Raw genomic sequence first — 23,834 nt, 5'->3', positions numbered from 1 at the left:
GCCCAGCGCCGGTCACATCGACCATCGCACGCGGGCGGAACTCGGCGCGTAACAATTCGTCGTCGAAATCGGACGTGCGTGTGAAAAACCGGAACGTTCCACGCGGCGATCGGTGGCCAATACCCGAGACGAGTTGGCCGCGGTCCGCGCCCGCGGCGCAAGGGTGGCGGGCCATTGAAGCTCAGCGCGGATCAGATCGAACTCACTCAACACCTCTACGACGCAGGCGAGCACACCGTCGTCCAGGTCGCGGGCACGCTGAAGGTGCCGCGCACCACGGTCTATGGGCATCCGAACAAACGGCGGAAGGACAGCGCACCGGTCGCGCAGCAGAGACGCCGTGGTCGCCGATCCACCTGTCCGCCCATCTCGGAAGTGCCCGACATGCGGATATGAGCCGACCACTCGCGCCGAGGCGGCGCACCAACGTGACCTCCTCGCGGTGACGTCGCTATATATTCGCCCCCTATCTACGCAGTGCCACTTTTGTTTTCGCATCTCCCAATTCCGGCAAGGGAGATACTCGAACGCTAGTGCGGCGCCGTCACATTGCACCCCCGTTGGGGTCGCCCGATATCCCCGCACCAACCACCGGTCTAGCTCCCCGGTGCTCGACGAACTTCGAACGTGTCAAATCGTTCCTGCCCCGGTGACCGAGAACGCCAACCCTGGGCAGGATGCAGTGGTCCGGGAGTAAGGCCGCAGCCCGTTGCTCCTGGCTCTAGGCTCCTCAGAGTGCGAGCAGCCGCTGGAAAAACTCGCGGTACCGCTTAAGCGCGAGACGAAGATCCTCCGTCGAACCCTCTTCGCCCCGAGCCCACTGCTCCTCGAGCCGCGAACGGGACTCCGAGAATCCGGTGGTAATCCGATCGACGACGTCCGACACGAGACCATCAGCCTTCTGAACACACTCTCTGGGATCATCGACGAAGCCCGCCTGAACCTCGTCCCAACGCGAGCGGAGGACCGACAACTCGTCCTCACCAAAAAGTGTCTGATCAGACGCTGATTCAGTCTCCTCAACGGATGGTTGGCGGCCGGGCTCATCAGTCGAGCGCTGGTCCTCAACCGGAGAACGAGAGGCGTCCGTGGACCGCTGGTCCTCAACCGGAGAACTGGAGGGGTCCGTGGACCGATGGGTGCTCGCGGCTGCTGGGCCGGGAGTCTCGGTCGACGATTCGGTTGTTTCTGCCCGCGGCGAGGTTCCTTCACCCGAGGTGCCGGGCGCCGTCGTCGGTGATTCAACCCGTCCGGTCGTGCTGGCGCTCTCGGGTTGCTGATCTGGGGTGGTCATGCGCGCGTCTCCTTAGGCTTGTCTTTGTTCTCATCCGTCTCGAGCAACTGCTCGAATAGCGCTCGATAGTGCACGAACGCCTCACGCTGATCCTCTGTACCGACGTCGCCCTGCTCCTGCGCCAGATAAATGCTGTGCGCCCTTCGGTAGTTCTCGACGACCTTCGGGTGATCCACCGAAATGTCGGCCGCCCGCTGATCGAAGTCGTCGATCGGGTAACCACGCTCGCGCATGACCTGGATCACGAGCCGGTCTGCCGCCCCGACCGCACTGGACGGATTGTCGACGAACTCGATCTGCACCGTCCGCCACGAGTCGGCGTACTTCGCCCGCGCCTCGGGCGGCAACGAGACGATATCGAGCTTCTCCCGCTTTCGTTCGCGCGCGGCGAGCTCGTCCTCCGCGGCATCGAGGTTGCCGACCTCGCCCACAGTCCGCTCGTACTCGGGACCAAACCGTCCCCTCAGCCGTTCCGTCCGCTGACGGCTGCTGACCAAGCGCGCAACGATGACGGCCACCACGGCAATCACGACGATAACCGCGATCAAAATCCATCCCCAAACAGGCATTCCTCAGACCTCCTCGTCCCTCGAACGGGATACCCGCGCGGCTTGTTCGGAAACGCAAGCGTGCTGCACATCCTGCCGAATCGGGCGACCACCCTGACGGGCCTGGGACATACGGTTGCTCCGAAGGGTCCAGCGCTGCCGGCCGTCCTGGTGCGCGAAATAGTCGCTCCGCGCACGGGACGGTCGACACCGCCGAAAACGCTGGCCGACCTTGCGGTGGCCCCGGCGTCGGTGGTTGCAAGTCGGTCGTCGTAAGGCACACGATGGAGGACGATGATCGACGTCATTCCGCCCATCGAGGCACCGACGCGTACCGACTTCTCCCCAGCTCACCGATGACCGCTGTCAGGTCGGCGACCAGCGCATCGATGCCGTAGTCCCCGTCCGGTGCCCGTTAGCTGTCTCCGCGCCCGTCCGGCACGGATCAGCACTTCCACGAGCGGCCGCACGGCGTGGGGCCGCGGAGCGGCCGCTATCGAGTATCGAGCAGTTCTTTGATGTGCGCGACGTGCTCGGAGTTCATCGGCGGCACTCCGAGCTCCTCTGCGCCGGGCCGCAATCCCGCGATCATCACGGCCAGGATTCTCCGCCACCCCGTGTCGGTGACGCCTCGGGTTGTCGCGACGACACCGCGTAGGGACCACAGGATCAACTCCAGGTCCGCGTCGGTGGCATCCTCGCGGATGCGGCCGTGCCGCTTGGCCTGCGCCAGCAACTCGACCAGGATTCGACGATATTCATTCTTGAGAAGGGTGGTCTCGTCGTCGTTCCACATACGCGACAGGCATCCGCGGTTCGACGCCAGGATGGCACCGCTGCCGTAGAGCAACTGCTCCAGACCCTCGCCCTCCGGCGCGGAACGGGCATCCCGGGCCAGGGCCACGAAGTCTTCGAGCACCTGGCGAACCAGTTCACTGATCAACGCATCCTTGGTGGGGAACCGGCGGTAGAGGGTGCCGACGCCGACGCCGGCGACCCGGGCGATCTCGTCGACACCCACATCCAAGCCGCGTGCACTGAACACGGTCGCCGCCGCATCGAGGAGCCGTTGCCGATTCTCCGCGGCGTCGCGGCGCAGCGCCTTGCCGCTTCCCTGAACGCTCACATCGGACCTCATTCGGATTCGTCGCCCACCAGCGTGCCTCCGGCGATCATCGCGAGCTCCGGGTGTCGCAATTCGGGCGACCGCTCGAGATTTGTGGTCGTGTCCCGCTGCATTGCCGGGATGAACAGGGCCGCGACGGCGCCGAGACCCACCGCGACACCCAGCATGAGGAATCCGTGGGTGTAACCGGATTCCTGCGGCACCCCCGACGAGGACGCCCCGGCAGTGACAACGGTGGCCATGCACGCCGCCCCCAGTGCGCCGCCGATCGTGCGGATGTTCGCGTTCATACCGCTCGCGACACCGGTCTGTTCCGGTGGCACCGCGGCGACGACAACATTCGACATCGCCGAAAACGCCAGACCGAAACCGATCCCGACCAACGACATGGCGAGGTAGATTTCCACTTCGGTCTCGTGCACAAGCGCCACCACGAAATATCCGACCGCACTGACGATCGACCCCGCGATCAGCAGGTTTTTCGAACCCAGTCGCGCCGCCAGGCGACCGGAGGCGAGTCCGAGCGCGAACATGCCCACGCTCACCGGCAGCAGCATCAGACCCGACTCGGTAACCGACGCACCGAAGCCGTAACCTGCCGACGGCGGTGTCTGCAGAAACTGCGGCAGGAAGCCGAACGCGGCGTACATGCCGACCCCCATCAGCAGGGCCAACAAGTTGGCGGCCCACACGCTGCGGATCCGCATCATCTTCATGTCGATCAGCGGGTTCGCCGACCGCGATTCCACCGTCACCCAGAGCGCCACGAGTACCGCGGCGGCCACCAGCAGCCCGATGACGATCGGAGAACACCAGCCCCAGCTCGGCGCCTGACTGACACCGAGCAGCAACGCGACCAGCCACCCGGACAGCAGCAGTGCGGTGAGCCAGTTGATCTTCCCGGCGGTGCGAACACGGGATTCGGGGACCAGGATCTGCGCGGCCAACCCCGCCAGCACGACCATGATCAGCGGAATCCAGAACAGCCAGTGGTAACCCAGCACGGTCACGATGGGACCGGCGAGGACGATGCCGAGACCGGCGCCGACAGCGGTGAGTGCGGCGATCATGCCAACCGCTCCCACCACCTTCTCCTCCGGGAACTCGTCACGGATGATCCCGAAGGCCAACGGCAACACCCCGCCTCCGATTCCCTGGATCACCCGAGCGGCGATCATCACCGGCAGCGACGTGGCCAGGGCCGCGAGCACAGACCCCACCGCCAGCGCAGCGAGGGCAACCACGAACACCCGCTTCTTACCGTGCATGTCACCGAGGCGTCCCATGACCGGGGTGAAGATCGACGCCGACAACAGGTAGGCAGTCAACACCCACGTGATATCGGCCTGTGTCGTGCCCAGCGCCGACTCGAGGGTCGGCAACACCGGCATCACCAGCGACTGCAGCAGGGCAAAGGCACCGACACCAACAGTCAGCACCGCAAACGTCAGCTGATAAGACGCCCGCCGTGAAGCGGTTTCCATAGATTCTCCCTACAGCAAGCGGAGCGCTCACTCCGCATACAGGAGAATTTAGCAGCCCTAATCGATTCTCGCCTGTTTTCCCAGGACGTGAGCTGCCGCCTTGGACTCGCGGTCAGTGGCCTGGCGCTTGTAGCCAGGGCGGCCTCCCACACCGGGCGGTGGCACAACTATCCGCTCGCCCACTCACGACCCGACGACCCGGGCGAGCCCCATAACGGTCAACCCGGACGGGCAACCCGTGCAGGAACTTCAGGCAAAGGTTTGCGTATTTCTCGGAGTCCGGAAGCTAGAGCGAGACACCTGTAGGTCCAGCGGCTCCGTGCGCTGCGGACGCCATATTCGACCGATTGGTTGGCAGCACTTGGTCGCGCTCTATCTCGCCGTAATTATCACCATGTGAGCGATATCGAGCATCTCCTTGATATCGGTGAGCTTGAACTCGAGGTCGGCCGCGCTCGCGTCCCCGCGACCGTTCCTCCGCATCGATCGCCAACCAGCTTTCCTGGTAGACAACCTCGGGGCGGCGCTCGTGGACCGATGTGGCCAGAGCCTCTCCGTCACGAACTTCGGGTGCGGTAGCCGTCCCGCGACCATGCGTCGATCAACGCTGCCACCGTGTCGTGGGCGCATTGCTTGTTTGTTAGTGTCGATCACGCCCGACGGCCCGCGTTTGACCCATCCTGTGGTGTGCAAGCCTGGAATCGTCGACGCAGTGTTCGGGGTGCTTTTCCATAGCGACCGCGGATCACAGTACACCGCAGCGTCTTTCGTCGACGTACACCATCGCCAGAAGATCAATCCGAGTCGAGACGGGTGGGCTCGAGTTACGACATTGCTCTCGCCGCGTCGTTCTTCCCTGGACTCGAGAGGGAATGGTTGCACGGACGCACCTGGACGTCGAAGTCGCAGGCACGGACGGAGCTGTTCGACTCTGGTACCACGACCGGCGTCGCCGTCACTCCGCGCTCGGCGGCCACCAAGACCCTCCACGCTGGCGCGTCCGGTTACTCAGCTGCCGGTGTCGGCGGCTCCTTCGGCTGATCGAGGACGCTGACGGTGACGCCGTAGGGAAGGAAGCGCACCGATCGCCGCGGATCGGTGTTGTGCTTGTGGGCGCGGAGGGCGTCGAGTTCGGTGGCGTACACCTCCTCGACGCGGGCGACGCCGCCGTCGTCGACGCTGTAGATTGCCCACACGCCGTCGCCGGTGTCGCCGGTCGTTTCCGGCCGGGGTTCGGGACGCTTCGTTCTGGCGGCAATGTCGGCGAACAGGCCTGTCCAGGGAATCTGGGCGTCCGCCTCGACGAAGTGAACGATCTTGTCCTTGAAGCCGCGCAGCTCCTCGCTCGCTTCCCGAATCACGCGGTCGAGGTCGTCGGGGTCGAATCCGAACGGTCTCTCGTTGGCCATAGCGGTCTCCTGACGGTTCGCCCCATCCAACGTCCTCGGGTGGGGTACCTCTTCCAGTGTGGGCACTGATCGACATCGGCGCCACTTCCACCACGGCGGCCGTTGCGGTGCGCCCGCCGTGCGGTCCCCTAGCGCTCGACCAGTGCGGCCAGCTGCGCGATCACGGTGCCCCACCCGTCGGCGAAACCCATTTCCTCATGCATGTTCCGGTCGGCATTGTTCTTGTGCATTACATGGGCCACGTATTCGGTGCCCTGCGGATGGTCGGCGAGGGTGATGATCGCGCTCATGAACGGGTTTTCTGCGGGTCGCCATCCACCGACGAGGGAGTTGGTGAAGACGATCCGCTCGAGATGGTCGACCGCGAGGAAGCATCCGTTGATGTGGCGCGCGAATTCACCGCCGTCCTCGCTGATCTGGGTGGTGAACGCCCCGCCCGGGCGAAGGTCCATCTCCAGAACGCGACACTTGGCGGGAGCCGGCACCCACCATTGCTCGAAGCTGGCGGGGTCCGTCCAGGCATTCCAGACAGCCGACCTCGGCGCCTCGATGATGCGCGATATCGTCAGGTCCAGCTCATGTATCAGTGACGGATTCATTCCGATTGTCCTTTTCTCGAGTAGTGACGAACTGCGCGAGGCGGTCGGTGCGGCCCTCCCACAGGGCGCGTTGTTCCGCCAGCCACGCCTGAGCGGTGATCATCGACTCCTCCTCCAGCACGCAGGTGCGAACGCGACCTTGCTTACGGGTCTGAATCCACCCACTGTCCTCGAGGAACCGGATGTGTTTCATGAACGACGGCAATGCCATGTCGAACGGTTTCGCCAATTCGCCGACGCTCGCCGGCCCTTCACCGAGTCGGGTCAACACTGCCCTGCGGGTGGGGTCGGCGAGTGCCTGGAAAATGCCGTCCAATTGCTCCGAATACTGAGCCATAAGGCAAAGTATCACCGACTGAACACTTAGTTCAAGGGCTAACTAATTGGCCGGGTTCAGTCCTCGAGTTGCAGCGGTAACTCCGCGGTCACCCGCCAGCTTCCGTCGGTCTGCCGACCCGCCTCGAGGGTGCCGTGCAGCACGGCCACGCGTTCCCGCATCCCGAGCAACCCGTTGCCCGAGCCGAGTGTGAATTTTTCGGTTGCGTTGCCGTTGTCGGTGATCTCGACGAGCACGTCGACTTCACGGCGGCGAACCCTGACCTTGGCCCGGGGACGCTCCCCCGCGTGGCGCAACACATTGGTCAACGACTCCTGTACCAACCGGTGAATGCCCAGGCTGACGGCGGGGCTGATGTCGTCCAGTTCCCCGGTCAGTTCGAGTTCGACCGGCAAACCAGCGCTGCGCATCATGTCGACCACCCGGGCGAGACCAGCGGTCCCGTGCTGGGGCATGTCGTCGACGGCGGGCTCGGTCCGCAGCAGCGACACCGTGCGCCGCAGTTCCGCAAGCGCCTCCCGCCCGGTGCTCGCAATGTTGGTCAGCGCCTGTTTCGCGACCGCCGGATTTTTCGTCATCGCATACGACGCGCCATCCGCCTGAACGATCATCACACTCACGGCATGTGCCACCACATCGTGCAATTCCCGGGCGATGCGCGTGCGCTCCGCGGCCACCGCGTCCTCGGCACGGCGGTCGCGGTCGTAGTCGGCCACCGCCAGCCGCGCCGCCACTTCCTCGTCGTAGGCCCGGCGGGCACCCAGGAATTCCGCGGTGATCCAGGACAGCGCGTAGATCAGCGCGGAATACAGACCGATCTCGATCACCCGCTGGTCGAGCAACCAGATGGAGAGTGCGGAGTCGACGACCAGCCCGACCGCGTAGACGGCCGCCGTCTGCCGGTCGACATACGCAACAAGGGTGTAGAGGGCGACGGCGAGTGCGAGGAGGGCGGGATGCTCGGCGTCGACGTCACCGAGCGAATAACTGACGAAGGTGACGGTGATGGAGACCAGCAGGATGGCGCCGGCAGCCGCACGCGGATAGCGGCGGCGCCACACGATTGGCACGCACACCAGAAAACCCATGAACAACTGCACCCACGGCGGCCGGTCGTCGGACGCCGCGAACGCGAACACCTCGAGCATGAACAGAATCGCCGCCAGCATGGAGTCCGCAACCGTCGGCTTGCCTCGCAGCCACAGACTGAACCTTCGCATGACCACAGCGTAGGTAGTGCGAGCCCAGCAGGTGAGCACGTGCCACCGTCAGGGCACCCCTCACGTCCTGGATGATTGCCGGACTTCCGTCCCGGGTACTGCCCGAAGAATGGATGTCAACGGCGGCGTGAGTGACCAATCCTTCGATGTGCTGATCATCGGCGGCGGCAACGCCGGACTCAGCGCGGCAGGGCGGCTGATACGCCGCGGCATCACCGACGTCGCAGTGGTGGAGCGCAGCGCGTGCACACCTACCGCCCGCTGCTGTCCTACGTCGGCGGCGGACAGGCATCCCTGCGGAGCGCGGAACGCACCCAACGATCGGTGACGCCGCGCCGGTGCACCTGGCTTCAGGACACTGCCCTGGTCGTCGACGCGGCGGCGAAGACCGTGCGGTGCGCATCCGGACGGACCTACGGGTACACCGACCTGGTGCTGGGGCCCGGCCTTGTGCCGGACACCGACGCCCTGCCGGGTATCGACGCGGCACTGCACACTTCCGCGGTGGCGAGCAACTATGTGGACCGCGCCGAGGAGACGTGGAAGCTGGTGCAGGCGATGCCGGCCGGAGGGCAGCGGTGTTCACGGTGCCGCGCCCGCCGGTCAGCTGCACCGGAACCACTGTCAAACCGCTGTTCCTGGCCGCCGCGCACTGGAAGCACACCCGACGGCTGCCGGGTGTCGACATCACGCTGGTCATCGACCGCCCCCAGCTACTGGGTGTTCCGGACCTCGACGCCCGGCTCCTGAACCATCTCCGCGACCTCGGCGTTCGCGTGCTTGCACGACACCACGGTCACCGAGCTGAAACCGGACGAGCGCGCGATCACCGTGACCGACTCCGACGGGACACCCCAGCACCTGTCGTACGACATGCTCCACCTGGTGCCGCCCTTCCGGGGACCGCGCTGGCTCGAGACGTCGAACCTGACCGGGGACGATCCGCACGGACTCGTCGACATCGATCCGAACACTTTCCGGCATCGCGCGCACCCGAACGTCTGGGCGGCGGGAGACGGAGCCGCCGTCGACACCGACCCGTCCGGTGGTGCTCTGCGACAGCAGATTTCGATTCTGGTGGACAATGTACTCGCTACCAGACAGGGAGGAGCCCTCACCGACACATCGTGTCGCTCAACTCCTTCAGCACTGCATCCCAAGGCCGAACCCAGTAGCTGTGCGGTCGCTGCGCCCGAACGCAGGGAGGTACCGTGCCCACTCCTACTATGGTGAGCCGTGTCCCGACGATCGCTGGTCCGCAGAAGTTTGCCCACTCCGTCCGCGGCGGCGACTCGGCAGTGACCGCCAGCGATTGGGGCCTGCTGCTGATCGCCGCGACCGCCGCTGGTTGGGTTGATGCCGTGGTCGGCGGCGGCGGGTTGATCCTCATCCCGGCGCTGTTCCTCGTCGCCCCGCACCTGACGCCCCAGGTCGCGTTGGGCACGAACAAACTGACCGCGGTGACCGGCACCTTCGCGGCCGTTGTGACCTTCGCACGGCGTGTCCGGATGGCGTGGCGGCTATTGATCCCCGCAGGTCTCCTCGCTGCGGCGACGTCCGCGCTCGGCGCGGCCACGGTGACCCGCATCGACAAGGACGTCTTCATCCCGCTGATCATGGTGGTTCTCGTCGGTGTCGCCGTGTTCGTGACCGCACGGCCGCAACTCGGCATCACCCTGGCGAAAGATCCGCCGACGCAGCGGAAGATGGTCGCCGTGGTACTGCTGGCCGGCGGGTTGCTCGGGTTCTACGACGGGCTGTTCGGCCCCGGCACCGGAACCTTCCTCATCATCACCTTTGCGACGTTCCTCGGCACCGAGTTCGTGCGCAGCGCCGCGATGGCGAAGGTGATCAATCTCGGTTCCAACCTCGGTGCGCTGGCGTTCTTCGCGGCCAGTGGAAACGTGTTGTGGGCGCTGGGCCTCGGCATGGCGGTGTGCAATGTGCTGGGCGCGGTCGTCGGTTCGCGCATGGCGTTGAGCAAGGGTGCCGGATTCGTCCGAATCACACTGCTGGTGGTGGTCATCGGCATGGTGCTGCGGCTGGGTTGGCAACAGTTCGGCTGAGTTTCCGACTACGGTGGTCCCCGTGACGGCTCCACGACAGGTTGATCCGGAATTCCTCGCCCTCCCTCTGCGTGTGCTGGCGGACGCCGCACTCGGCGCCGCGCGCGCGGCCGGCGCCTCCCACGCAGATCTGCGGGTTCACCGACTGACCAGCCAGTCCCTTCGGCTGCGCGACGGCAAGGTTCAGGCGGCGGTCGACACCAACGAGGTGGGCTTCGCGGTCCGCGTGGTGGTGGAGGGCACATGGGGGTTCGCCTCCCACGCCGAGCTCACCGCGGCCACCGCCGCGGCAACGGCCGCACAGGCGGTCGCGGTGGCCAGGGCGTTGCGCGGACTGAACCGGGAACACGTCGAACTCGCCGACGAACCGGTGTACGCCGAGGCGCAGTGGGTGTCGGAGTACGAGGTGGACCCGTTCGAAGTGCCGACCGCAGAGAAGATTTCGCTGCTCGGCGAGTACTCCCACCGCTTGCTCGCGACCGACGGTGTCGACCATGTCACCGCCGAGTGCCTGCAGGTGAAAGAACAGACGTTCTACGCCGATCTCGCCGGCTCCTCCATCGTGCAGCAGCGGGTTCGCCTGCACCCGCAACTCGAGGCCACCACCGTGGACCAGTCGGCAGGGGTGTTCGAGACCATGCGCACGCTCGCGCCCCCGGTCGGCCGCGGCTGGGAATACCTCCGATCCGACAACACGTGGAACTGGACCACCGAACTCGCCGAACTCCCGGAACTACTGGCCGAGAAGGTGAAAGCCCCGACCGTGGTGGCCGGACCCACCGACCTGGTGATCGACCCGAGCAACCTGTGGTTGACGATCCACGAATCCATCGGGCACGCCACCGAATACGACCGGGCGATCGGGTACGAAGCCGCATACGCGGGCACCTCGTTCGCCACACCCGACAAGCTCGGCACCTCGGTACGGGACCCCGATCATGCACGTCACCGCGGACCGGACGGAACCCCACGGCCTGGCCACCGTCGGATACGACGACGAGGGCGTCGAAACGCAGTCCTGGGACCTGGTGGCGGACGGTGTGCTGGTGGGCTATCAACTCGACCGGGCGTTCGCGCCACGACTGGGCCTCGACCGGTCCAACGGGTGCTCCTACGCCGACTCACCCCATCACGTGCCCATTCAGCGCATGGCCAACGTGTCGCTGCAGCCCGACCCGGACACCGATCGCAGCACCACGGACCTCATCTCCGGCGTGGAGAACGGGATCTACATCGTCGGCGACAAGTCCTGGTCGATCGACATGCAACGGTACAACTTCCAGTTCACCGGCCAGCGGTTCTACCGCATCCGCGGGGGCAGGATCGACGGGCAGGTACGCGACGTCGCGTATCAGGCGACGACCACCGACTTCTGGGGGTCGCTGGAGGCCCTCGGGGGACGTTCCACCTGGCAACTGGGCGGCGCGTTCAACTGCGGCAAGGCGCAACCCGGTCAGGTCGCGGCTGTCAGCCACGGCTGCCCGTCCGCGTTGTTCCGCGGCGTCAACGTACTGAACACCCGGACGGAAGGTGCCCGATGATCGCCCCGCAGCAACTCGTCGAGCAAATCCTCGCCCGCGCCACGGTGGACGACACCATCGTCCTCGTCACCGACGCCAGCGAGGCCGCCCTGCGGTGGGCCGGCAACTCGATGACCACCAACGGCCTCTCGACGTCACGCAGCTGGACGGTGGTCTCCATCGTCCGGGACGGTGACGAGGCGAAGGTCGGGATCGTCACCTCCGCCTCCGTGGACGCCGCGGACATCGACGGCGTCGTCCGTTCGGCCGAATCTGCCGCTCGCGCAGCCGGTCCCGCCTCCGACGCGATGCCGCTCCTCGCCGCGACCGACACCGACCCGCAGTGGGAGGAGACGGCCGCCGTCACCGAGATCGGCGCGTTCGAGCAACTCGCCCAGGACCTCGCGATGGGCTTCGACGGCACCGATCAGCTCTACGGCTTCGCCCATCACCAACTGCACACCACCTGGCTCGGGACCTCCACCGGAATCCGGCGCCGATTCGTCCAGCCCACCGGGTCTGTCGAGATCAATGCCAAACGCGGCGACGCCAGCGCGTGGGTGGGCACGAGCACCAAGGACTTCACCGACGTCCCCGGCACGAAGATGCTCGAGGAGTTGTCCACTCGCCTCGGCTGGGCAAGCACCCGGGTGGAGCTACCCGCCGGCCGCTACGAAACCCTTCTTCCGCCGTCGGCCGTGGCAGATCTGATGATCTATCTCATGTGGACCATGGAGGGCAGGGCCGCGGAAGAAGGACACTCCGCACTGTCGGCGCCCGGCGGCACCCGAATCGGCGAACGCCTCTCCGCGCTCCCTCTCACTCTCACCTCCGATCCCGCCGCACTGGGCCTGGAATACGCCCCGTTCGTCGCGACCCGATCCTCCTCCGAATCGGTGTCGGTGTTCGACAACGGCTTGGACGCCGGCCGCGTCGACTGGGTACGGGAGGGCTCGGTCCATGCACTCGCCTATCCGCGTGCGGCGGCCCGGGAGTTCGGCGCCGAGGTCACCGTGCCCGGGGACAACCTGATCCTCGACGCCGGCGGTTCGCTGTCGCTCGATCAGATGGTGGCCGAGACCGAACGCGGGCTGCTGCTGACCACCCTGTGGTACATCCGCGAGGTCGACCCGGCGACCCTGTTACTGACGGGGCTGACCCGCGACGGCGTCTACCTCGTCGAGAACGGGAAGGTGACGGGTGCCGTGAACAACTTCCGATTCAACGAAAGCCCCCTCGATCTGCTCCGAAGGGTCTCCCAGGCCGGGGCCACCGAACGCACGCTGCCGCGGGAATGGAAGGACTGGTTCACCCGAACAGCCATGCCGCCGTTGCGGATTCCCGACTTCCACATGTCCTCGGTGAGTCAGGCATCATAGTTCAGGCGTTTCCCGACGCGACCGTCCATTCACCGCTCTGCAAGCGGGCGTTGGCCTCCGGCCCCATCAGGAGCATTCCGCCGTCCACCACATAGGACGACCCGGTGACATAACTCGCCTCGGGTGACGCGAGGAACGACACGACGGCGGCCACTTCCCGCGCGTCGCCGGGACGACGCCCGGGGACGCCCGGCCTGTCCTTCGCACGGGGCTCCTCGTCCGTCTGTCCCGTCATGGGCGTAGATATTTCGCCGGGCGCCACGGAATTGGCCGTGATTCCGTACTGCGCCAGTTCGAGCGCCAGTACCTTCGTCAACCCGCCCAGCCCCGCTTTCGACGCGCAGTACGGGGCCGCCCCGAACTTGGGTGCGTGCTCGTGGACACTGGTGATGTTGATGATGCGGCCGCCGCGCCCAGCATCGATCATGTGCCGGACGGCGCGCTGCGTGCACAGGAAAGCGCCGTCCAGGTTGACCGACAGCACCTCGCGCCACGTCGCGAAATCCATCTCCATGACCGGCACCGCGGTACCCGTGCCGGAACAGTTCACCAGCACGTCGACGCCGCCGAGTTCGGCGGCGAGTTCGTCGATGACGGCACTGGAGTTCGGCAGGTCGGTCAGGTCGAGGTGGCGGACGTACGCGTCGGCACCGTTGTCGCGGACCTCCCGGGCTGTGTTCTTTGCACCGTCCCGGTCAGTGTGATAGGTGATACCGACGTTCACCCCTGCTGCCGCGAGGGCCACCGCCACTGCGCGACCTATTCCTGAATCGGAGCCGGTGACGACCGCGGTGCGTGGGAAATCCATGTCGTGTCGGTACCCGCGGCGACGCACACCGAAACGGCGCCGCATCTTACTGGACAAATGTCCAGATGACATCTGGTGCCCGTATGCGCTATAAAGGTCCAGGCGTCCCGTTTATGACATTTCTCACTCACCGAGGAAGTGGCGAGGGACGTCACATTTCGGTCTCCAGAGAAAGGGACCACAACTCAGGTGACTTTGCCGCGTATTCGGCGTGCGCCGAGTTATGTCCTTTGCACTCTGCCCAGGAGGTTGTATGCACTCCAGTGCCCTCGATCGCGACACGCTGCCCCCCGAGTCGCGCCGATCGATCGTCGCAGCGAAAGCCGACTTCGGGAATGTTGCCCTTGCGAGCTTCGTGTGCCTTGTCTCCGGTGTGGGCAGCGGCGTCCTTACCGACTCGCTGCTGGTGGGAGCGTCCGTGGGGCTGATTGTCCTTCTGGCGACCGCCCTGTCCGTTGCCGCTGTATGAGCACTCCACTCCGTCTGCGTCCTTCAACGGAACCCACCACCTCGAAGGCCCCGCCCGGCCCCGGCGAAATCCTCGCCGCGGCGAAGCGCATTCTCATCGCCAGCCGCGGGTATGGCGACGCCGAAGCATTCGAGGAACTGCTGGATGTTTCCCGGCATCACCACGTGAGCGTGCAACGCGCCGCACGAATGCTGGTCGTACTGACCGATCGGCGACAGGCGGCGCCGCTGCCCGCCGGATCGACTGCAATGGCGTTCGGCGACTGGGCCACCTCCCTCTCGCCGTCGGGTCGCCCACCTGCTCCGTCGGTGCCGACTGCGTGACGGGACCGCGTCCCTCGCGCTACCTGCTGTCCCGTGCTGACACCCCACGACGCTGCCCGAGTGCGTCGTCCCGTCGCCGAGTACCGAGCGCCCGGCTGGTGGCGGTGCGCACCTCCGCGAGGAGCCGCGGCTGATCGGCGACCGCCTTGTCGTACACCAAGGCCCCGATCAGAACTCCGTCGTGAATGAGAGTGGTCGCCTCCCGGGGATCGTTTCTGCGCGGAAGTACCTGGTGTCGTCCCTGGGCATCCACATATCCGTCGTGGGCGCGGGAGTACCACCACACCACCAGGCTGGGGTCGCGGAGTGCCTCACGCAGTGCGTCGACCACGCCCGCACCGAAGGGGGCGGCGCCGAGATCGATCGACAGGTTGCGCACCGCAGCCCGGGTGACTCGGTATCGCCACAGCCCCACCAACACGGCGAGCGGGATCAGCGCGGTCGACGGATACCGCAGAAGCAGGGTCCACGCCTGTTGTGGACCCTGCACCCAGACCGAGGCGAGCGGGGTCCAGGCGGTGGCGGCGGTACCGAGCAGCGCGGCGAACCACAACGGTGCGACGGCGGCCCGGTATGCCCGCGTACCCGAACGCCACCGCGCGAGGAGAACACCGATCAGCACCAGACCGATCGCCATTCCCCCGACTCCGAAGACGACTTGCATCGCTGCGAAGACCGTCGGGTCGTCCCGTACCAGGAGAAGGTTCAACCCGGGCGGATGGGTGGAATCGACGCGGCGGGTGTCCAGGAATGCCAGCTCACAGACCACGGACACCGCGTAATACGCGTAACACCCGCCTAGGAACCGACGCTCCCACCGGTGGTGCAACCGCCCCCAGGGGAAACTGAACACCAATTGGATCAGCACCGGTATATACATGTTGGTCAAGACCGTGCCGGTGGTGAACAGCACCGGAATCGACGACAGCCGAAGACCTTTCGTCATCCAGAGCAACCCGGCAGCCACCAGCAGGCGTCCCAGAGTGTCGGCCGGCCGGTGCCGGCCCGCGACCAGACCCGCCGCCACGAACACCCCACCGACCGTCAGAAACAACGCCAATTCCGTAGGGCCGAAGGTTGTTCGGCACATCCGCCACTCGACGGACGCCGTCACCGCGACAGCCAGCGCGACCGCCGAGAGGACGGCCACGACCATCATCCGACGGCTCATCGGGTGCCGTCCTTCGGCTGGGCGGCGAGTAATCGGGCGGATCGAGACCTGACACGGCGCACAGGATCGATCGTCGCGCGCAACGGGATCGGTGACCACCACCCCGAAGTGGGTAAATCGCACACCTGGGTGGCCGCTTCCCACCCTGCCGCCGGGCGCGTCGTCGCCGGCTGCCCTGTAAACCTGGACAGGGCTGTTGTAGGTTGCACACGCCGATCCGGCGGAGCACTTCCTGCGATTGTTGAGCGAGCGCGCCGACCGCGTTCCCGGTATCGGCCCCTCGACACACGCAGCGATCCAGCACTACCGCGACCATGGCCGCCCACCCGAGGCGGGCGGAAACACGAACGGTGCGGTGATGAGAGCGCTGCCGGTGGGGTGGTTCGTCCCGGTCGACGACACCGACACCGTCGCCGCCCTGGTCGGTGGTCTCCTCGGAGCACAGTCCGCGGACACGGTGCATGCACTCCCCTGGTACGCCGATGTCCTGCTTCCGGACCCCGCGGACATCACGCAACTCGCCGACGGTCTCGCGTCGGCGCGGGTGGCCGCTACCGGTCGTCCGCAGTGACGGCGAGTCCGATGGTGCCCGTCCTGCCTCGCCGAAGCAGGCTGAGCTTCATCGAGATCCACCCGAGAACCCCGTACTTGCGTGCGATGACGTCGCGCGCGTGATCGGTGCCCGCAGCGTCGAGGACCACCGCCCGCCCCGGCACCTCCGGTCCCTTCGGCTTTCCCCGGGCATCGCACACCGCCACCGTGACCTCCTGATTGCGGCGGATTCGTTTCACCTTGTAGGAATCGGTGACCGTCCACATCAGTAGCCGGTCCCCGTCGGGGGCCGCCCACAGTGGCGTCGCCACCGGGGAGCCGTCCTTGCGAAACGTGGTGAGCAGAACATACTTGGCGGCCGACACCCGATCGAATTCTGTGGTCACCCGGCCATGCTAGCCCGCGGGAACGCCGTCTCAGTCGCCCTCAAGTTCACCCTCGGTGTCGAGGTACACCTGACGGAGCCCATCGAGCGTGTCCTTCTCGGGGTGCTCCCACATGTCCCGCTCCGCGGCCTCGAGCAACCGCTCGGCGATTTCGTGCAGCGCCCACGGGTTCGACTTCTCCATGAACTTGCGGTTCTGCTCGTCCAGAACGTACGACTCGGCCAGCTTCTCGTACATCCAGTCGGCGACGACGTTGGTGGTGGCGTCGTACCCGAACAGATAGTCGACGGTGGCGGCCATCTCGAACGCCCCCTTGTACCCGTGCCGGCGCATCGCCTCGAGCCAGCGCGGGTTGACCACCCGGGCGCGGAAGACGCGGGACGTCTCCTCCGACAAGGTGCGGGTGCGCACCGAGTCGGGTCGGGTGCTGTCACCGATGTACGCCTCCGGTGACGTCCCGGTGAGCGCGCGCACCGTCGCGACCATGCCACCGTGATACTGGAAATAGTCGTCGGCATCGGCGATGTCGTGCTCGCGGGTGTCGGTGTTCTTCGCGGCCACGGTGATTCGCCGGTACGCCGCACGCATGTCGTCGGCGGCGGGGGCGCCGTCGAGTCCGCGTCCGTAGGCGAAACCGCCCCAGGTGGTGTACACCTCGGCGAGATCGGCGTCGCCGCGCCAGCTCTTGGAGTCGATCAGCTGCAGTAGTCCGGCGCCGTAGGTTCCGGGTTTCGACCCGAAGATGCGGGTGGTCGCGCGCCGCTCGTCACCGTGGTCCGCCAGATCCGCCTGCGCGTGCGCGCGCACGAAGTTGCTCTCCGCCGGTTCGTCCAGCGCGGCGACGAGCCGGACCGCGTCATCGAGCAGGGCCAGCACGTGCGGGAACGCGTCACGGAAGAAGCCACTGATCCGCACGGTCACGTCGATGCGCGGGCGGCCCAGCTCCGCGAGGTCGATCACTTCGAGGCTCACCACCCGGCGGCTGGCCTCGTCCCACACCGGCCGCACACCGAGCAGCGCGAACACCTCGGCGATGTCGTCGCCGGACGTACGCATCGCGGAGGTGCCCCACACCGACAGCCCCACCGACCGCGGCCAGTCCCCGTGGTCGGCTCGGTACCGCTCGAGAAGCGAGTCGGCCATCGCCTGCCCGGTTTCCCAGGCAAGCCGCGACGGCACGGCCTTCGGGTCGACGGAGTAGAAGTTGCGGCCCGTCGGAAGCACGTTGATGAGCCCGCGCAGCGGTGAACCGCTCGGCCCGGCGGCGATGAATCCACCGTCCAGGGCGTGCAGAACCTGCGCGATCTCGTTGTCGGTTTCCCGGAGTCGGGGCACCACCTCGGTGGCGGCGAACCGAAGGATCTTCGCGACCGTGGCGTCCTCGGTCAGCGAGTCGGCTGCTTCGGGCCGCCAATCGGCGTCGGCCATGCCCCGCACGAGCGCGTGGGCCTGGGCCTCGACGTCGTCCACGCGGGTGCGCGATTCGTCGCCGTCCTCGCTGAGTCCGAGGGCCTCCCGCAAACCGGGAACATTCTGCTCGCCGCCCCACATCTGCCGGGCACGGAGCATGGCGAGAATCAACTCCGCCTCGGCGTCGCCGCGTGGCGCCTGCCCCAGCACGTGCAGCCCGTCCCGGATCTGGACGTCCTTGATCTCGCACAGCCAGCCGTCGACGTGCAGCAGCATGTCGTCGAACACGTCTTCGTCGGGTCGTTCCTCGAGCCCGAGGTCGTGGTCCATCTTGGCGGCCCGCATCAGCGTCCAGATCTGCTGGCGGATGGCCGGCAGCTTCGACGGGTCGAGGGCGGAGATGTTGGAGTGCTCGTCCAGGAGCTGTTCGAGCCGGGAGATGTCGCCGTAGCTCTCGGCGCGGGCCATCGGCGGAATCAGGTGATCGACCAGGGTGGCGTGCGCACGCCGTTTGGCCTGTGTGCCCTCGCCGGGATCGTTGACCAGGAACGGGTAGATGAGCGGGAGGTCGCCGAGGGCGGCGTCGGTGCCGCACGACGCCGACATGCCGAGGGTCTTGCCGGGCAGCCATTCGAGGTTGCCGTGCTTGCCGAGGTGCACCACCGCGTCGGCGCCGAAACCACCGTCCGCGGTCTGCGCGGCGATCCAGCGGTAGGCGGCGAGGTAGTGGTGGCTCGGCGGCAGGTCCGGGTCGTGGTAGATGGCCACCGGCTTCTCCCCGAAACCGCGGGGCGGCTGCACCATGAGCACCAGGTTGCCGAACTGCATTGCGGCGATGACGATTTCACCGTCGGGGTCCTGGGAGCGGTCGACGTACAATTCGCCCGGTGCCGGGCCCCAGTGTTCCTCGACCCCGTCGCGCAGGTCCGCGGGCAACGCCGAGAACCATTCCCGGTAGCGGGCGGCGGAAATGCGGATCGGATTGCCCTCGAGCTGCTCGGCCGTCAACCAGTCGGGGTCCTGGCCGCCCGCGGCGATCAGGGCGTGGATGAGCGCGTCCCCGTCCTGCGCGGCGAGACCGGGCACCGCGTCCGGGCCGTCGTCCGGGCCGAGGTCGTACCCGGCCGCCCGCATGTCGGTGAGCAGGCGGATCGCGCTCGCGGGGGTGTCGAGACCGACCGCGTTGCCGATCCGCGCGTGCTTGGTGGGATACGCCGACAGCATCAGGGCTATGCGACGTTCGGACGCCGGAATATGGCGCAGGCGGGCGTGCCGGACGGCGATACCGGCCACCCGGGATGCCCGTTCGGCGTCGGGCACATACGTGGACAGCCCGTCCGCGTCGATCTCCTTGAACGAGAACGGCACCGTGATGAGGCGTCCGTCGAACTCGGGCACCGCGACCTGGGTGGCGACGTCGAGCGGGGAGAGTCCGTCGTCGTTGGACTCCCACGACTCCCGGCTGCTCGTCAGGCACAGCCCCTGCAGGATCGGCACGTCCAACGCGGCGAGCGCGGCGACATCCCACGCTTCGTCGTCGCCGCCGGCGGACGCACCGGCGGGCTTGGTGCCGCCTGCGGCGAGCACGGTAACCACCATGGCGTCGGCGCGGCGCAGCGTCTGCAGCAGCTCGGGCTCGGCGGTGCGCAGCGACGCGCAGTAGATCGGCAGCGGGTTGCCCCCGGCAGCATCGATCGCGGCGCACAGCGCCTCGATGTAGCGGGTGTTCCCCGCCAGGTGCTGGGCTCGGTAATAGAGCACGGCGATGGTGGGGCGCTGCGCTTCGGGCTCGACGGCGAACGGGGCCAGACCCCAGCTCGGCAGATGCACGGGCGCCTCGAAACCGTGACCGGTGAGCAGGACCGTGTCGGACAGGAAGTGGTGCAGTTGGGCGAGGTTGTCGGCTCCGCCCTCGGCCAGATAGTTGTGCGCCTCCGCGGCGACGCCGGCGGTCACCGTCGAGCACTCCATCAACTCGGCGTCGGGAGCGTGCTCACCGCCCAGGACCACCACCGGCAGGCCACTGGCCAGCACCGCGTCGAGCCCGTCCTCCCACGCCCGGCGGCCACCGAGAATCCGGACCACGACGAGGTCTACGCCCGCGAGCAGTCCCGGCAGGTCCTCCTCGACCAGCAACCGTGCCGGGTTGGCCCAGCGGTAGTCCGCTTTGCTGGCACGTGCGCTGAGCAGGTCGGTGTCGGAGGTGGAGAGCAGCAGGATCACAGGTGGAGCCTTCCTGGGGTGTCGCGCCCCGTGGCGGTGGTTGCCGAAAACCGGGTCGGTTTCGGAACCGTGGGTCAACAGGACGGCAGGTGAGGGTCTGGCTCGCCCACCGGGTTCGGCGAGCTCACAGTGGCGCGACCGCACCGGAATTGCACCGGCTTCCTCTCCTGCTGCCGCAAGTGCTCGTGATGCTACCGGGCGGCCGACGTAACCTGGGACCATGGTCGCCCCTCGTTCCCGCCCCGACGCCTGCCCGGGGGCGCTGCAGGTCCATCAGGCCGCCGACGGTCCGCTCGCCCGCGTGCGGTTGCCCGGTGGTGTTCTCACGCCCGCGCAGCTGCAGGTGCTCGCGGAGTCGGCCCGCGACCTCGGGAACGGGGAGATCGGACTGACCTCCCGCGGCAACGTGCAGCTTCGCGCCGTCGGCGATCCCCCGGAGTTCGCGAGGAGGCTCGCAGACACCGGCCTGCTGCCCTCGCACACCCACGAACGGGTACGCAACATCCTCGCCTCGCCGTTGACGGGTCGCATCGGTGGCGTCGCCGACCTGCGGGACGTGGTCGACGAACTCGACCGGAGTTTGTGCGCCGACACCGCGCTGGCCGACCTCCCCGGCCGTGTCCTCTTCACCCTCGACGACGGCCGCGGTGACGTGTCCGCGCTCGGCGGCGATTTCGGTATACACGCGGTGAGCGAGACCGAGGTGGCGTTGGTGCTGGCCGGCCGCGACAGCGGGGCCCGGATTTCCGCGACCGAGTCGGTGCACGTGCTGCTCGACGCGGCCCGCACCTTCCTCGGCCTGCGCGACGGGCAGTGGCGGCTGTCCGAGATCGACGACGGCGTCGAACGGACCCTTACCGCCCTAGCCCTTGCGCCCACCGCACAACCGGTGACCGGGTTCGCCGAGCACCGGCCCCCGATCGGGTGGCTGGATCAGCCGGACGGCACCGTCACGCTCGGCGGCGGCCTCGCGTTCGGGGTCCTCGACTCGAGGATGGCGGAGTTCCTCGCCGCGGTGGATAAACCAGTGATCGTCACCCCGTGGAGGTCGGTGCTGCTGTGCGATCTCGACGAGTGGTCCGCCGAGCAGGTGGTCCGTGTCCTCGCACCGATGGGCCTGATCTTCGACGAGAACTCCCCCTGGTTGAACGTCACTGCCTGCACGGGCAGGCCGGGCTGTGACAAGGCGCTCGCCGACGTGCGCACCGACGCCCGCGACGCCGTTCTCGGGGGCGAGCTCCCCGTCGCCGGGAGGCAACACTGGTCGGGTTGCGACCGCTGTTGCGGGCGTCCCAAGGGTGAGGTGACCGATGTCGTTGCGACCGCAACCGGTTACCGGGTGGACCACCGCTGACAGCACTGCCTCTATCGTGAGGCCATGATCGAGTACATCCGAGACGGCGCAGAGATCTACCGCCAGTCCTTCGCCACGATTCGCGCCGAAGCAGATCTCAGCGCCTTCCCCGCGGACGTCTCGCAGGCCGTGGTCCGCATGATCCATGCGAGCGGCCAGGTCGATCTGGTGGACGACGTCGCATTCACCCCTGGTGTCGTCAAAGCCGCGCGGGAGGCTCTCGCAAATGGCGCCCCGATCTTCTGCGATGCGCAGATGGTGGCGGCCGGCGTCACCCGCAAGCGACTGCCCGCGGACAACGAAGTGGTGTGCACGCTCCGCGACCCCCGGGTCCCTGTCCTGGCCACGCAGATCGGGAATACCCGGTCGGCCGCCGCGCTGGAGTTGTGGGGCAGCAAACTCGAGGGCGCCGTCGTCGCGATCGGGAACGCCCCGACCGCCCTCTTCTACCTGCTCCACATGATCGAGTCGGGCGCGCCGCGGCCCGCTGCCGTGATCGGTGGTCCCGTCGGTTTCATCGGCGCGGCCGAATCGAAAGAGGCACTGATCGAGCATCCCAGCGGCCTCGACTACCTGGTGGTGCGCGGCAGGCGGGGTGGCAGTGCCATCACTGCGGCCGCCCTGAACGCGATTGCGAGTGAAGTGGAATGAGCGCCGAGACGAGTGCGCACGGCAAACTGTGGGGAGTCGGAATCGGTCCGGGCGATCCCGAACTGATGACGGTCAAGGCGGCGCGGGTCATCGCCGAGGCCGACGTGGTGGCGTTCCACAGCGCCCGGCACGGCAAAAGTATCTCCCGCGGCGTCGCGGCCCCGTACATGCGTGAGGACCAGATCGAGGAGCACCTCGTCTACCCCGTCACCACCGAGACGATCGATCATCCCGGCGGCTATCAGGGGGCGATGGACGAGTTCTACGAGGACGCGTCGGGGCGGCTCGCCGCGCATCTCGAGGCCGGTCGTTCGGTCGCGCTGCTGGCCGCGGGTGATCCGCTGTTCTACAGCTCGTACATGCACATGCACAAAAGGTTGGCGCAGCGGTTCGACGCCGAGGTGATTCCCGGTGTGACTGCCGTGAGCGCCGCCTCGGCCGCCCTGGCCATGCCGCTGGTCGAGGGTGAGGAAGTGCTCACCGTCCTGCCCGGAACGTTGCCGCAGGCGGAGCTGACCCGACGCCTCCGCGAGACCGACGCCGCAGCGATCCTCAAGCTCGGCCGCACCTATCCGGCGGTCCGCCAGGCGCTGAAAGATTCCGGCCGCATCGACGAGGCCTGGTATGTCGAACGGGCCAGCACCGACCGGGAACGGATCGCCTCCGCAGACGAGGTTTCCGACAGCGACGTGCCCTACTTCTCGATCGCCGTGATCCCGAGCCCGTCCACCAGCCGCGGGGACACCACAGCACCCACCGGCGAACTCGTCGTCGTCGGACTGGGCCCGGGCGATCAGGCCTGGACCACCCCCGAGGTGCAGTACGAGTTGTCCCTCGCCACCGATGTCGTCGGCTACGGTCCGTACATCGACAGGGTGCCCGAGCGGCCCGGTCAACGCCGGCATGCCAGCGACAACCGCGTCGAGGCCGAACGCGCGGCGATGGCGCTCGACCTGGCCAAGAACGGTGCCCGGGTGGCCGTGGTGTCCTCCGGTGACCCGGGGGTGTTCGCCATGGCCGCGGCCGTGCTCGAGGTGGCTGCCGAGGACCAGTGGCGTGACGTTCCCGTCCGCGTGCTCCCCGGCATGACCGCCGCCAACGCGGTGGCGAGCCGTGTCGGTGCTCCCCTCGGCCACGACTACGCCGTCCTGTCCCTGTCGGACCGGCTGAAGCCGTGGGACATCGTCGCGCAACGTATTTCCGCCGTCGCGAGCGCCGACATGGCGTTCGCCGTCTACAACCCGGCGTCGAAATCACGTACCTGGCAGGTGGCCGCGATGCGCGACCTCGTGCTCGAGCACCGCTCCCCCGACACCCCCGTGATCATCGGACGCGATGTGGCCGGCGTGCAGGAATCGGTGCGGGTGGTGCGCCTCGCCGACCTCGACCCCGCCGAGATCGACATGCGGTGCCTGCTGATCGTCGGCTCCTCGATGACCACCGTCGTCGAGAACGAACACGGCACCCGGGTCTTCACTCCCCGCCGCTACCCCGGCTGAGCGGAC

23 protein-coding genes, 3 pseudogenes and 1 riboswitch are annotated in these 23,834 nt (G+C 67.2%); of the genes and pseudogenes, 14 read left to right on the top strand and 12 right to left on the bottom strand.

Going from position 1 to position 23,834, the window contains the following annotated elements; all coding sequences use genetic code 11:
* Positions 1-174: 174 nt before the first annotated feature.
* Complete coding sequence (locus CBI38_RS39015) at positions 175-396, top strand: helix-turn-helix domain-containing protein (RefSeq protein WP_230990174.1); 222 nt, start codon at positions 175-177, stop codon at positions 394-396.
* Between the two features lie 334 nt (positions 397-730).
* Here CBI38_RS39015 and CBI38_RS39010 read toward each other — a convergent pair whose 3' ends face one another.
* The 4 genes from CBI38_RS39010 to CBI38_RS13880 all read right to left on the bottom strand — a co-directional run bounded on the left by CBI38_RS39010 (position 731) and on the right by CBI38_RS13880 (position 4,452).
* Positions 731-1,294 carry a hypothetical protein gene (locus CBI38_RS39010; protein WP_109329640.1) on the bottom strand — a complete coding sequence of 188 codons (564 nt, stop codon included), beginning with the start codon at positions 1,292-1,294 and terminating at the stop codon, positions 731-733.
* The gene (locus CBI38_RS13895) at positions 1,291-1,863 is read right to left on the bottom strand and encodes a hypothetical protein (RefSeq protein ID WP_109329638.1); all 573 of its coding nucleotides are present in this window, start codon (positions 1,861-1,863) and stop codon (positions 1,291-1,293) included. Before CBI38_RS13895 ends, CBI38_RS39010 begins: the two co-directional genes overlap by 4 nt.
* A 472-nt stretch (positions 1,864-2,335) precedes the next feature.
* The gene (locus tag CBI38_RS13885; RefSeq protein ID WP_109329636.1) at positions 2,336-2,980 is read right to left on the bottom strand and encodes a TetR/AcrR family transcriptional regulator; all 645 of its coding nucleotides are present in this window, start codon (positions 2,978-2,980) and stop codon (positions 2,336-2,338) included.
* On the bottom strand, positions 2,977-4,452 hold the full coding sequence (locus CBI38_RS13880; protein WP_109329634.1) for an MFS transporter: 1,476 nt from the start codon (positions 4,450-4,452) through the stop codon (positions 2,977-2,979). The genes CBI38_RS13885 and CBI38_RS13880 overlap by 4 nt, the downstream gene beginning before the upstream one ends.
* A gap of 712 nt (positions 4,453-5,164) precedes the next feature.
* On the opposite strand from CBI38_RS13880, the pseudogene CBI38_RS13875 reads away from it, so the two are divergent.
* Positions 5,165-5,465, top strand: a pseudogene (locus CBI38_RS13875) (IS3-like element ISRhosp1 family transposase); the annotation flags it as partial.
* Here the strand turns inward: CBI38_RS13875 and CBI38_RS13870 are convergent.
* The 4 genes from CBI38_RS13870 to CBI38_RS13855 all read right to left on the bottom strand — a co-directional run bounded on the left by CBI38_RS13870 (position 5,457) and on the right by CBI38_RS13855 (position 8,017).
* Positions 5,457-5,861: a hypothetical protein gene (locus tag CBI38_RS13870; protein WP_109329632.1), complete on the bottom strand. Its 405-nt coding sequence runs from the start codon at positions 5,859-5,861 to the stop codon at positions 5,457-5,459. The pseudogene CBI38_RS13875 and the gene CBI38_RS13870 sit on opposite strands and share 9 nt — an antisense overlap.
* Positions 5,862-5,989: 128 nt before the next feature.
* Positions 5,990-6,460: an SRPBCC family protein gene (locus CBI38_RS13865; RefSeq protein ID WP_109329630.1), complete on the bottom strand. Its 471-nt coding sequence runs from the start codon at positions 6,458-6,460 to the stop codon at positions 5,990-5,992.
* Positions 6,438-6,797: an ArsR/SmtB family transcription factor gene (locus CBI38_RS13860; protein ID WP_109329628.1), complete on the bottom strand. Its 360-nt coding sequence runs from the start codon at positions 6,795-6,797 to the stop codon at positions 6,438-6,440. Before CBI38_RS13860 ends, CBI38_RS13865 begins: the two co-directional genes overlap by 23 nt.
* 56 nt (positions 6,798-6,853) lie before the next feature.
* Positions 6,854-8,017 carry a sensor histidine kinase gene (locus CBI38_RS13855; RefSeq protein ID WP_109335073.1) on the bottom strand — a complete coding sequence of 388 codons (1,164 nt, stop codon included), beginning with the start codon at positions 8,015-8,017 and terminating at the stop codon, positions 6,854-6,856.
* Positions 8,018-8,126: 109 nt separating this feature from the next.
* Here CBI38_RS13855 and CBI38_RS39005 point away from each other — a divergent pair, with 109 nt between their 5' ends.
* The 6 genes and pseudogenes from CBI38_RS39005 (at position 8,127) to CBI38_RS13835 (ending at position 12,982) form a co-directional block, all read left to right on the top strand.
* The gene (locus CBI38_RS39005; protein ID WP_230990173.1) at positions 8,127-8,345 is read left to right on the top strand and encodes an FAD-dependent oxidoreductase; all 219 of its coding nucleotides are present in this window, start codon (positions 8,127-8,129) and stop codon (positions 8,343-8,345) included.
* Positions 8,261-8,767, top strand: coding sequence for an NAD(P)/FAD-dependent oxidoreductase (locus CBI38_RS39000; RefSeq protein WP_230990172.1), 507 nt, complete (start codon positions 8,261-8,263; stop codon positions 8,765-8,767). Before CBI38_RS39005 ends, CBI38_RS39000 begins: the two co-directional genes overlap by 85 nt.
* Positions 8,768-8,797: 30 nt before the next feature.
* Complete coding sequence (locus tag CBI38_RS38995) at positions 8,798-9,250, top strand: NAD(P)/FAD-dependent oxidoreductase (RefSeq protein ID WP_230990171.1); 453 nt, start codon at positions 8,798-8,800, stop codon at positions 9,248-9,250.
* A 65-nt stretch (positions 9,251-9,315) separates the two neighbouring features.
* Entirely contained in the window at positions 9,316-10,083 is a 768-nt protein-coding gene (locus CBI38_RS13845; protein WP_109335072.1) for a TSUP family transporter, read from the top strand.
* Between the two features lie 22 nt (positions 10,084-10,105).
* Positions 10,106-11,624, top strand: a pseudogene (locus tag CBI38_RS13840) (TldD/PmbA family protein).
* Positions 11,621-12,982, top strand: a complete 1,362-nt coding sequence (locus CBI38_RS13835; RefSeq protein WP_109329626.1) for a metallopeptidase TldD-related protein — start codon at positions 11,621-11,623, stop codon at positions 12,980-12,982. The pseudogene CBI38_RS13840 and the gene CBI38_RS13835 overlap by 4 nt, the downstream one beginning before the upstream one ends.
* A gap of 1 nt (position 12,983) precedes the next feature.
* Here the strand turns inward: CBI38_RS13835 and CBI38_RS13830 are convergent, their stop codons facing one another.
* Positions 12,984-13,790: an SDR family oxidoreductase gene (locus CBI38_RS13830; RefSeq protein ID WP_109329624.1), complete on the bottom strand. Its 807-nt coding sequence runs from the start codon at positions 13,788-13,790 to the stop codon at positions 12,984-12,986.
* A 253-nt stretch (positions 13,791-14,043) separates the two neighbouring features.
* Here CBI38_RS13830 and CBI38_RS13825 point away from each other — a divergent pair, with 253 nt between their 5' ends.
* Both CBI38_RS13825 and CBI38_RS13820 read left to right on the top strand, forming a co-directional pair.
* Positions 14,044-14,259, top strand: a complete 216-nt coding sequence (locus tag CBI38_RS13825) for a hypothetical protein (RefSeq protein ID WP_109329622.1) — start codon at positions 14,044-14,046, stop codon at positions 14,257-14,259.
* On the top strand, positions 14,256-14,582 hold the full coding sequence (locus tag CBI38_RS13820) for an ANTAR domain-containing protein (protein WP_109329621.1): 327 nt from the start codon (positions 14,256-14,258) through the stop codon (positions 14,580-14,582). The genes CBI38_RS13825 and CBI38_RS13820 overlap by 4 nt, the downstream gene beginning before the upstream one ends.
* Positions 14,583-14,601: 19 nt before the next feature.
* Here the strand turns inward: CBI38_RS13820 and CBI38_RS13815 are convergent, their stop codons facing one another.
* Entirely contained in the window at positions 14,602-15,753 is a 1,152-nt protein-coding gene (locus CBI38_RS13815) for a hypothetical protein (RefSeq protein WP_109329618.1), read from the bottom strand.
* A gap of 226 nt (positions 15,754-15,979) precedes the next feature.
* Here CBI38_RS13815 and CBI38_RS13810 point away from each other — a divergent pair.
* Positions 15,980-16,324 (top strand): annotated as a pseudogene (locus tag CBI38_RS13810) (ADP-ribosylglycohydrolase family protein); the annotation flags it as partial.
* Here the strand turns inward: CBI38_RS13810 and CBI38_RS13805 are convergent.
* Together CBI38_RS13805 and cobN are read right to left on the bottom strand one after the other, a co-directional pair.
* Positions 16,305-16,691: a PPOX class F420-dependent oxidoreductase gene (locus CBI38_RS13805; protein WP_109329614.1), complete on the bottom strand. Its 387-nt coding sequence runs from the start codon at positions 16,689-16,691 to the stop codon at positions 16,305-16,307. The pseudogene CBI38_RS13810 and the gene CBI38_RS13805 sit on opposite strands and share 20 nt — an antisense overlap.
* Before the next feature lie 30 nt (positions 16,692-16,721).
* Positions 16,722-20,324, bottom strand: coding sequence for a cobaltochelatase subunit CobN (gene cobN / locus CBI38_RS13800; protein ID WP_109329612.1), 3,603 nt, complete (start codon positions 20,322-20,324; stop codon positions 16,722-16,724).
* Positions 20,325-20,395: 71 nt separating this feature from the next.
* Positions 20,396-20,538: riboswitch (cobalamin riboswitch) on the bottom strand.
* Positions 20,539-20,544: 6 nt separating this feature from the next.
* Here cobN and cobG point away from each other — a divergent pair.
* Genes cobG through CBI38_RS13785 form a run of 3 tightly spaced genes read left to right on the top strand, consistent with a single transcriptional unit; the run spans position 20,545 to position 23,828 of the window.
* Complete coding sequence (gene cobG, locus CBI38_RS13795; protein ID WP_109329611.1) at positions 20,545-21,678, top strand: precorrin-3B synthase; 1,134 nt, start codon at positions 20,545-20,547, stop codon at positions 21,676-21,678.
* A 24-nt stretch (positions 21,679-21,702) separates the two neighbouring features.
* Complete coding sequence (locus CBI38_RS13790; protein WP_109329609.1) at positions 21,703-22,329, top strand: precorrin-8X methylmutase; 627 nt, start codon at positions 21,703-21,705, stop codon at positions 22,327-22,329.
* Positions 22,326-23,828 carry a precorrin-2 C(20)-methyltransferase gene (locus tag CBI38_RS13785; protein ID WP_109329607.1) on the top strand — a complete coding sequence of 501 codons (1,503 nt, stop codon included), beginning with the start codon at positions 22,326-22,328 and terminating at the stop codon, positions 23,826-23,828. The genes CBI38_RS13790 and CBI38_RS13785 overlap by 4 nt, the downstream gene beginning before the upstream one ends.
* Positions 23,829-23,834: the final 6 nt, after the last annotated feature.

This window comes from Rhodococcus oxybenzonivorans, from assembly GCF_003130705.1.
GTDB lineage: Bacteria > Actinomycetota > Actinomycetes > Mycobacteriales > Mycobacteriaceae > Rhodococcus_F > Rhodococcus_F oxybenzonivorans.
Note: the sequence above shows the minus strand (reverse complement) of the source record. Positions and strands in the feature narration are given on the sequence as shown.

Coding starts and splice junctions, on each gene's coding strand:
- cobG (WP_109329611.1), top strand. CDS start 20,545: ATGGTCGCCCCTCGTTCCCGCCCCGACGCCTGCCCGGGGGCGCTGCAG.
- CBI38_RS13870 (WP_109329632.1), bottom strand. CDS start 5,861: ATGGCCAACGAGAGACCGTTCGGATTCGACCCCGACGACCTCGACCGC.
- CBI38_RS13830 (WP_109329624.1), bottom strand. CDS start 13,790: ATGGATTTCCCACGCACCGCGGTCGTCACCGGCTCCGATTCAGGAATA.
- CBI38_RS13895 (WP_109329638.1), bottom strand. CDS start 1,863: ATGCCTGTTTGGGGATGGATTTTGATCGCGGTTATCGTCGTGATTGCC.
- CBI38_RS13880 (WP_109329634.1), bottom strand. CDS start 4,452: ATGGAAACCGCTTCACGGCGGGCGTCTTATCAGCTGACGTTTGCGGTG.
- CBI38_RS13835 (WP_109329626.1), top strand. CDS start 11,621: ATGATCGCCCCGCAGCAACTCGTCGAGCAAATCCTCGCCCGCGCCACG.
- CBI38_RS39005 (WP_230990173.1), top strand. CDS start 8,127: ATGGATGTCAACGGCGGCGTGAGTGACCAATCCTTCGATGTGCTGATC.
- CBI38_RS13785 (WP_109329607.1), top strand. CDS start 22,326: ATGAGCGCCGAGACGAGTGCGCACGGCAAACTGTGGGGAGTCGGAATC.
- CBI38_RS39010 (WP_109329640.1), bottom strand. CDS start 1,294: ATGACCACCCCAGATCAGCAACCCGAGAGCGCCAGCACGACCGGACGG.
- CBI38_RS13815 (WP_109329618.1), bottom strand. CDS start 15,753: ATGAGCCGTCGGATGATGGTCGTGGCCGTCCTCTCGGCGGTCGCGCTG.
- CBI38_RS13790 (WP_109329609.1), top strand. CDS start 21,703: ATGATCGAGTACATCCGAGACGGCGCAGAGATCTACCGCCAGTCCTTC.
- CBI38_RS13860 (WP_109329628.1), bottom strand. CDS start 6,797: ATGGCTCAGTATTCGGAGCAATTGGACGGCATTTTCCAGGCACTCGCC.
- CBI38_RS13825 (WP_109329622.1), top strand. CDS start 14,044: ATGCACTCCAGTGCCCTCGATCGCGACACGCTGCCCCCCGAGTCGCGC.
- CBI38_RS13885 (WP_109329636.1), bottom strand. CDS start 2,980: ATGAGGTCCGATGTGAGCGTTCAGGGAAGCGGCAAGGCGCTGCGCCGC.
- CBI38_RS13855 (WP_109335073.1), bottom strand. CDS start 8,017: ATGCGAAGGTTCAGTCTGTGGCTGCGAGGCAAGCCGACGGTTGCGGAC.
- CBI38_RS13865 (WP_109329630.1), bottom strand. CDS start 6,460: ATGAATCCGTCACTGATACATGAGCTGGACCTGACGATATCGCGCATC.
- CBI38_RS13820 (WP_109329621.1), top strand. CDS start 14,256: ATGAGCACTCCACTCCGTCTGCGTCCTTCAACGGAACCCACCACCTCG.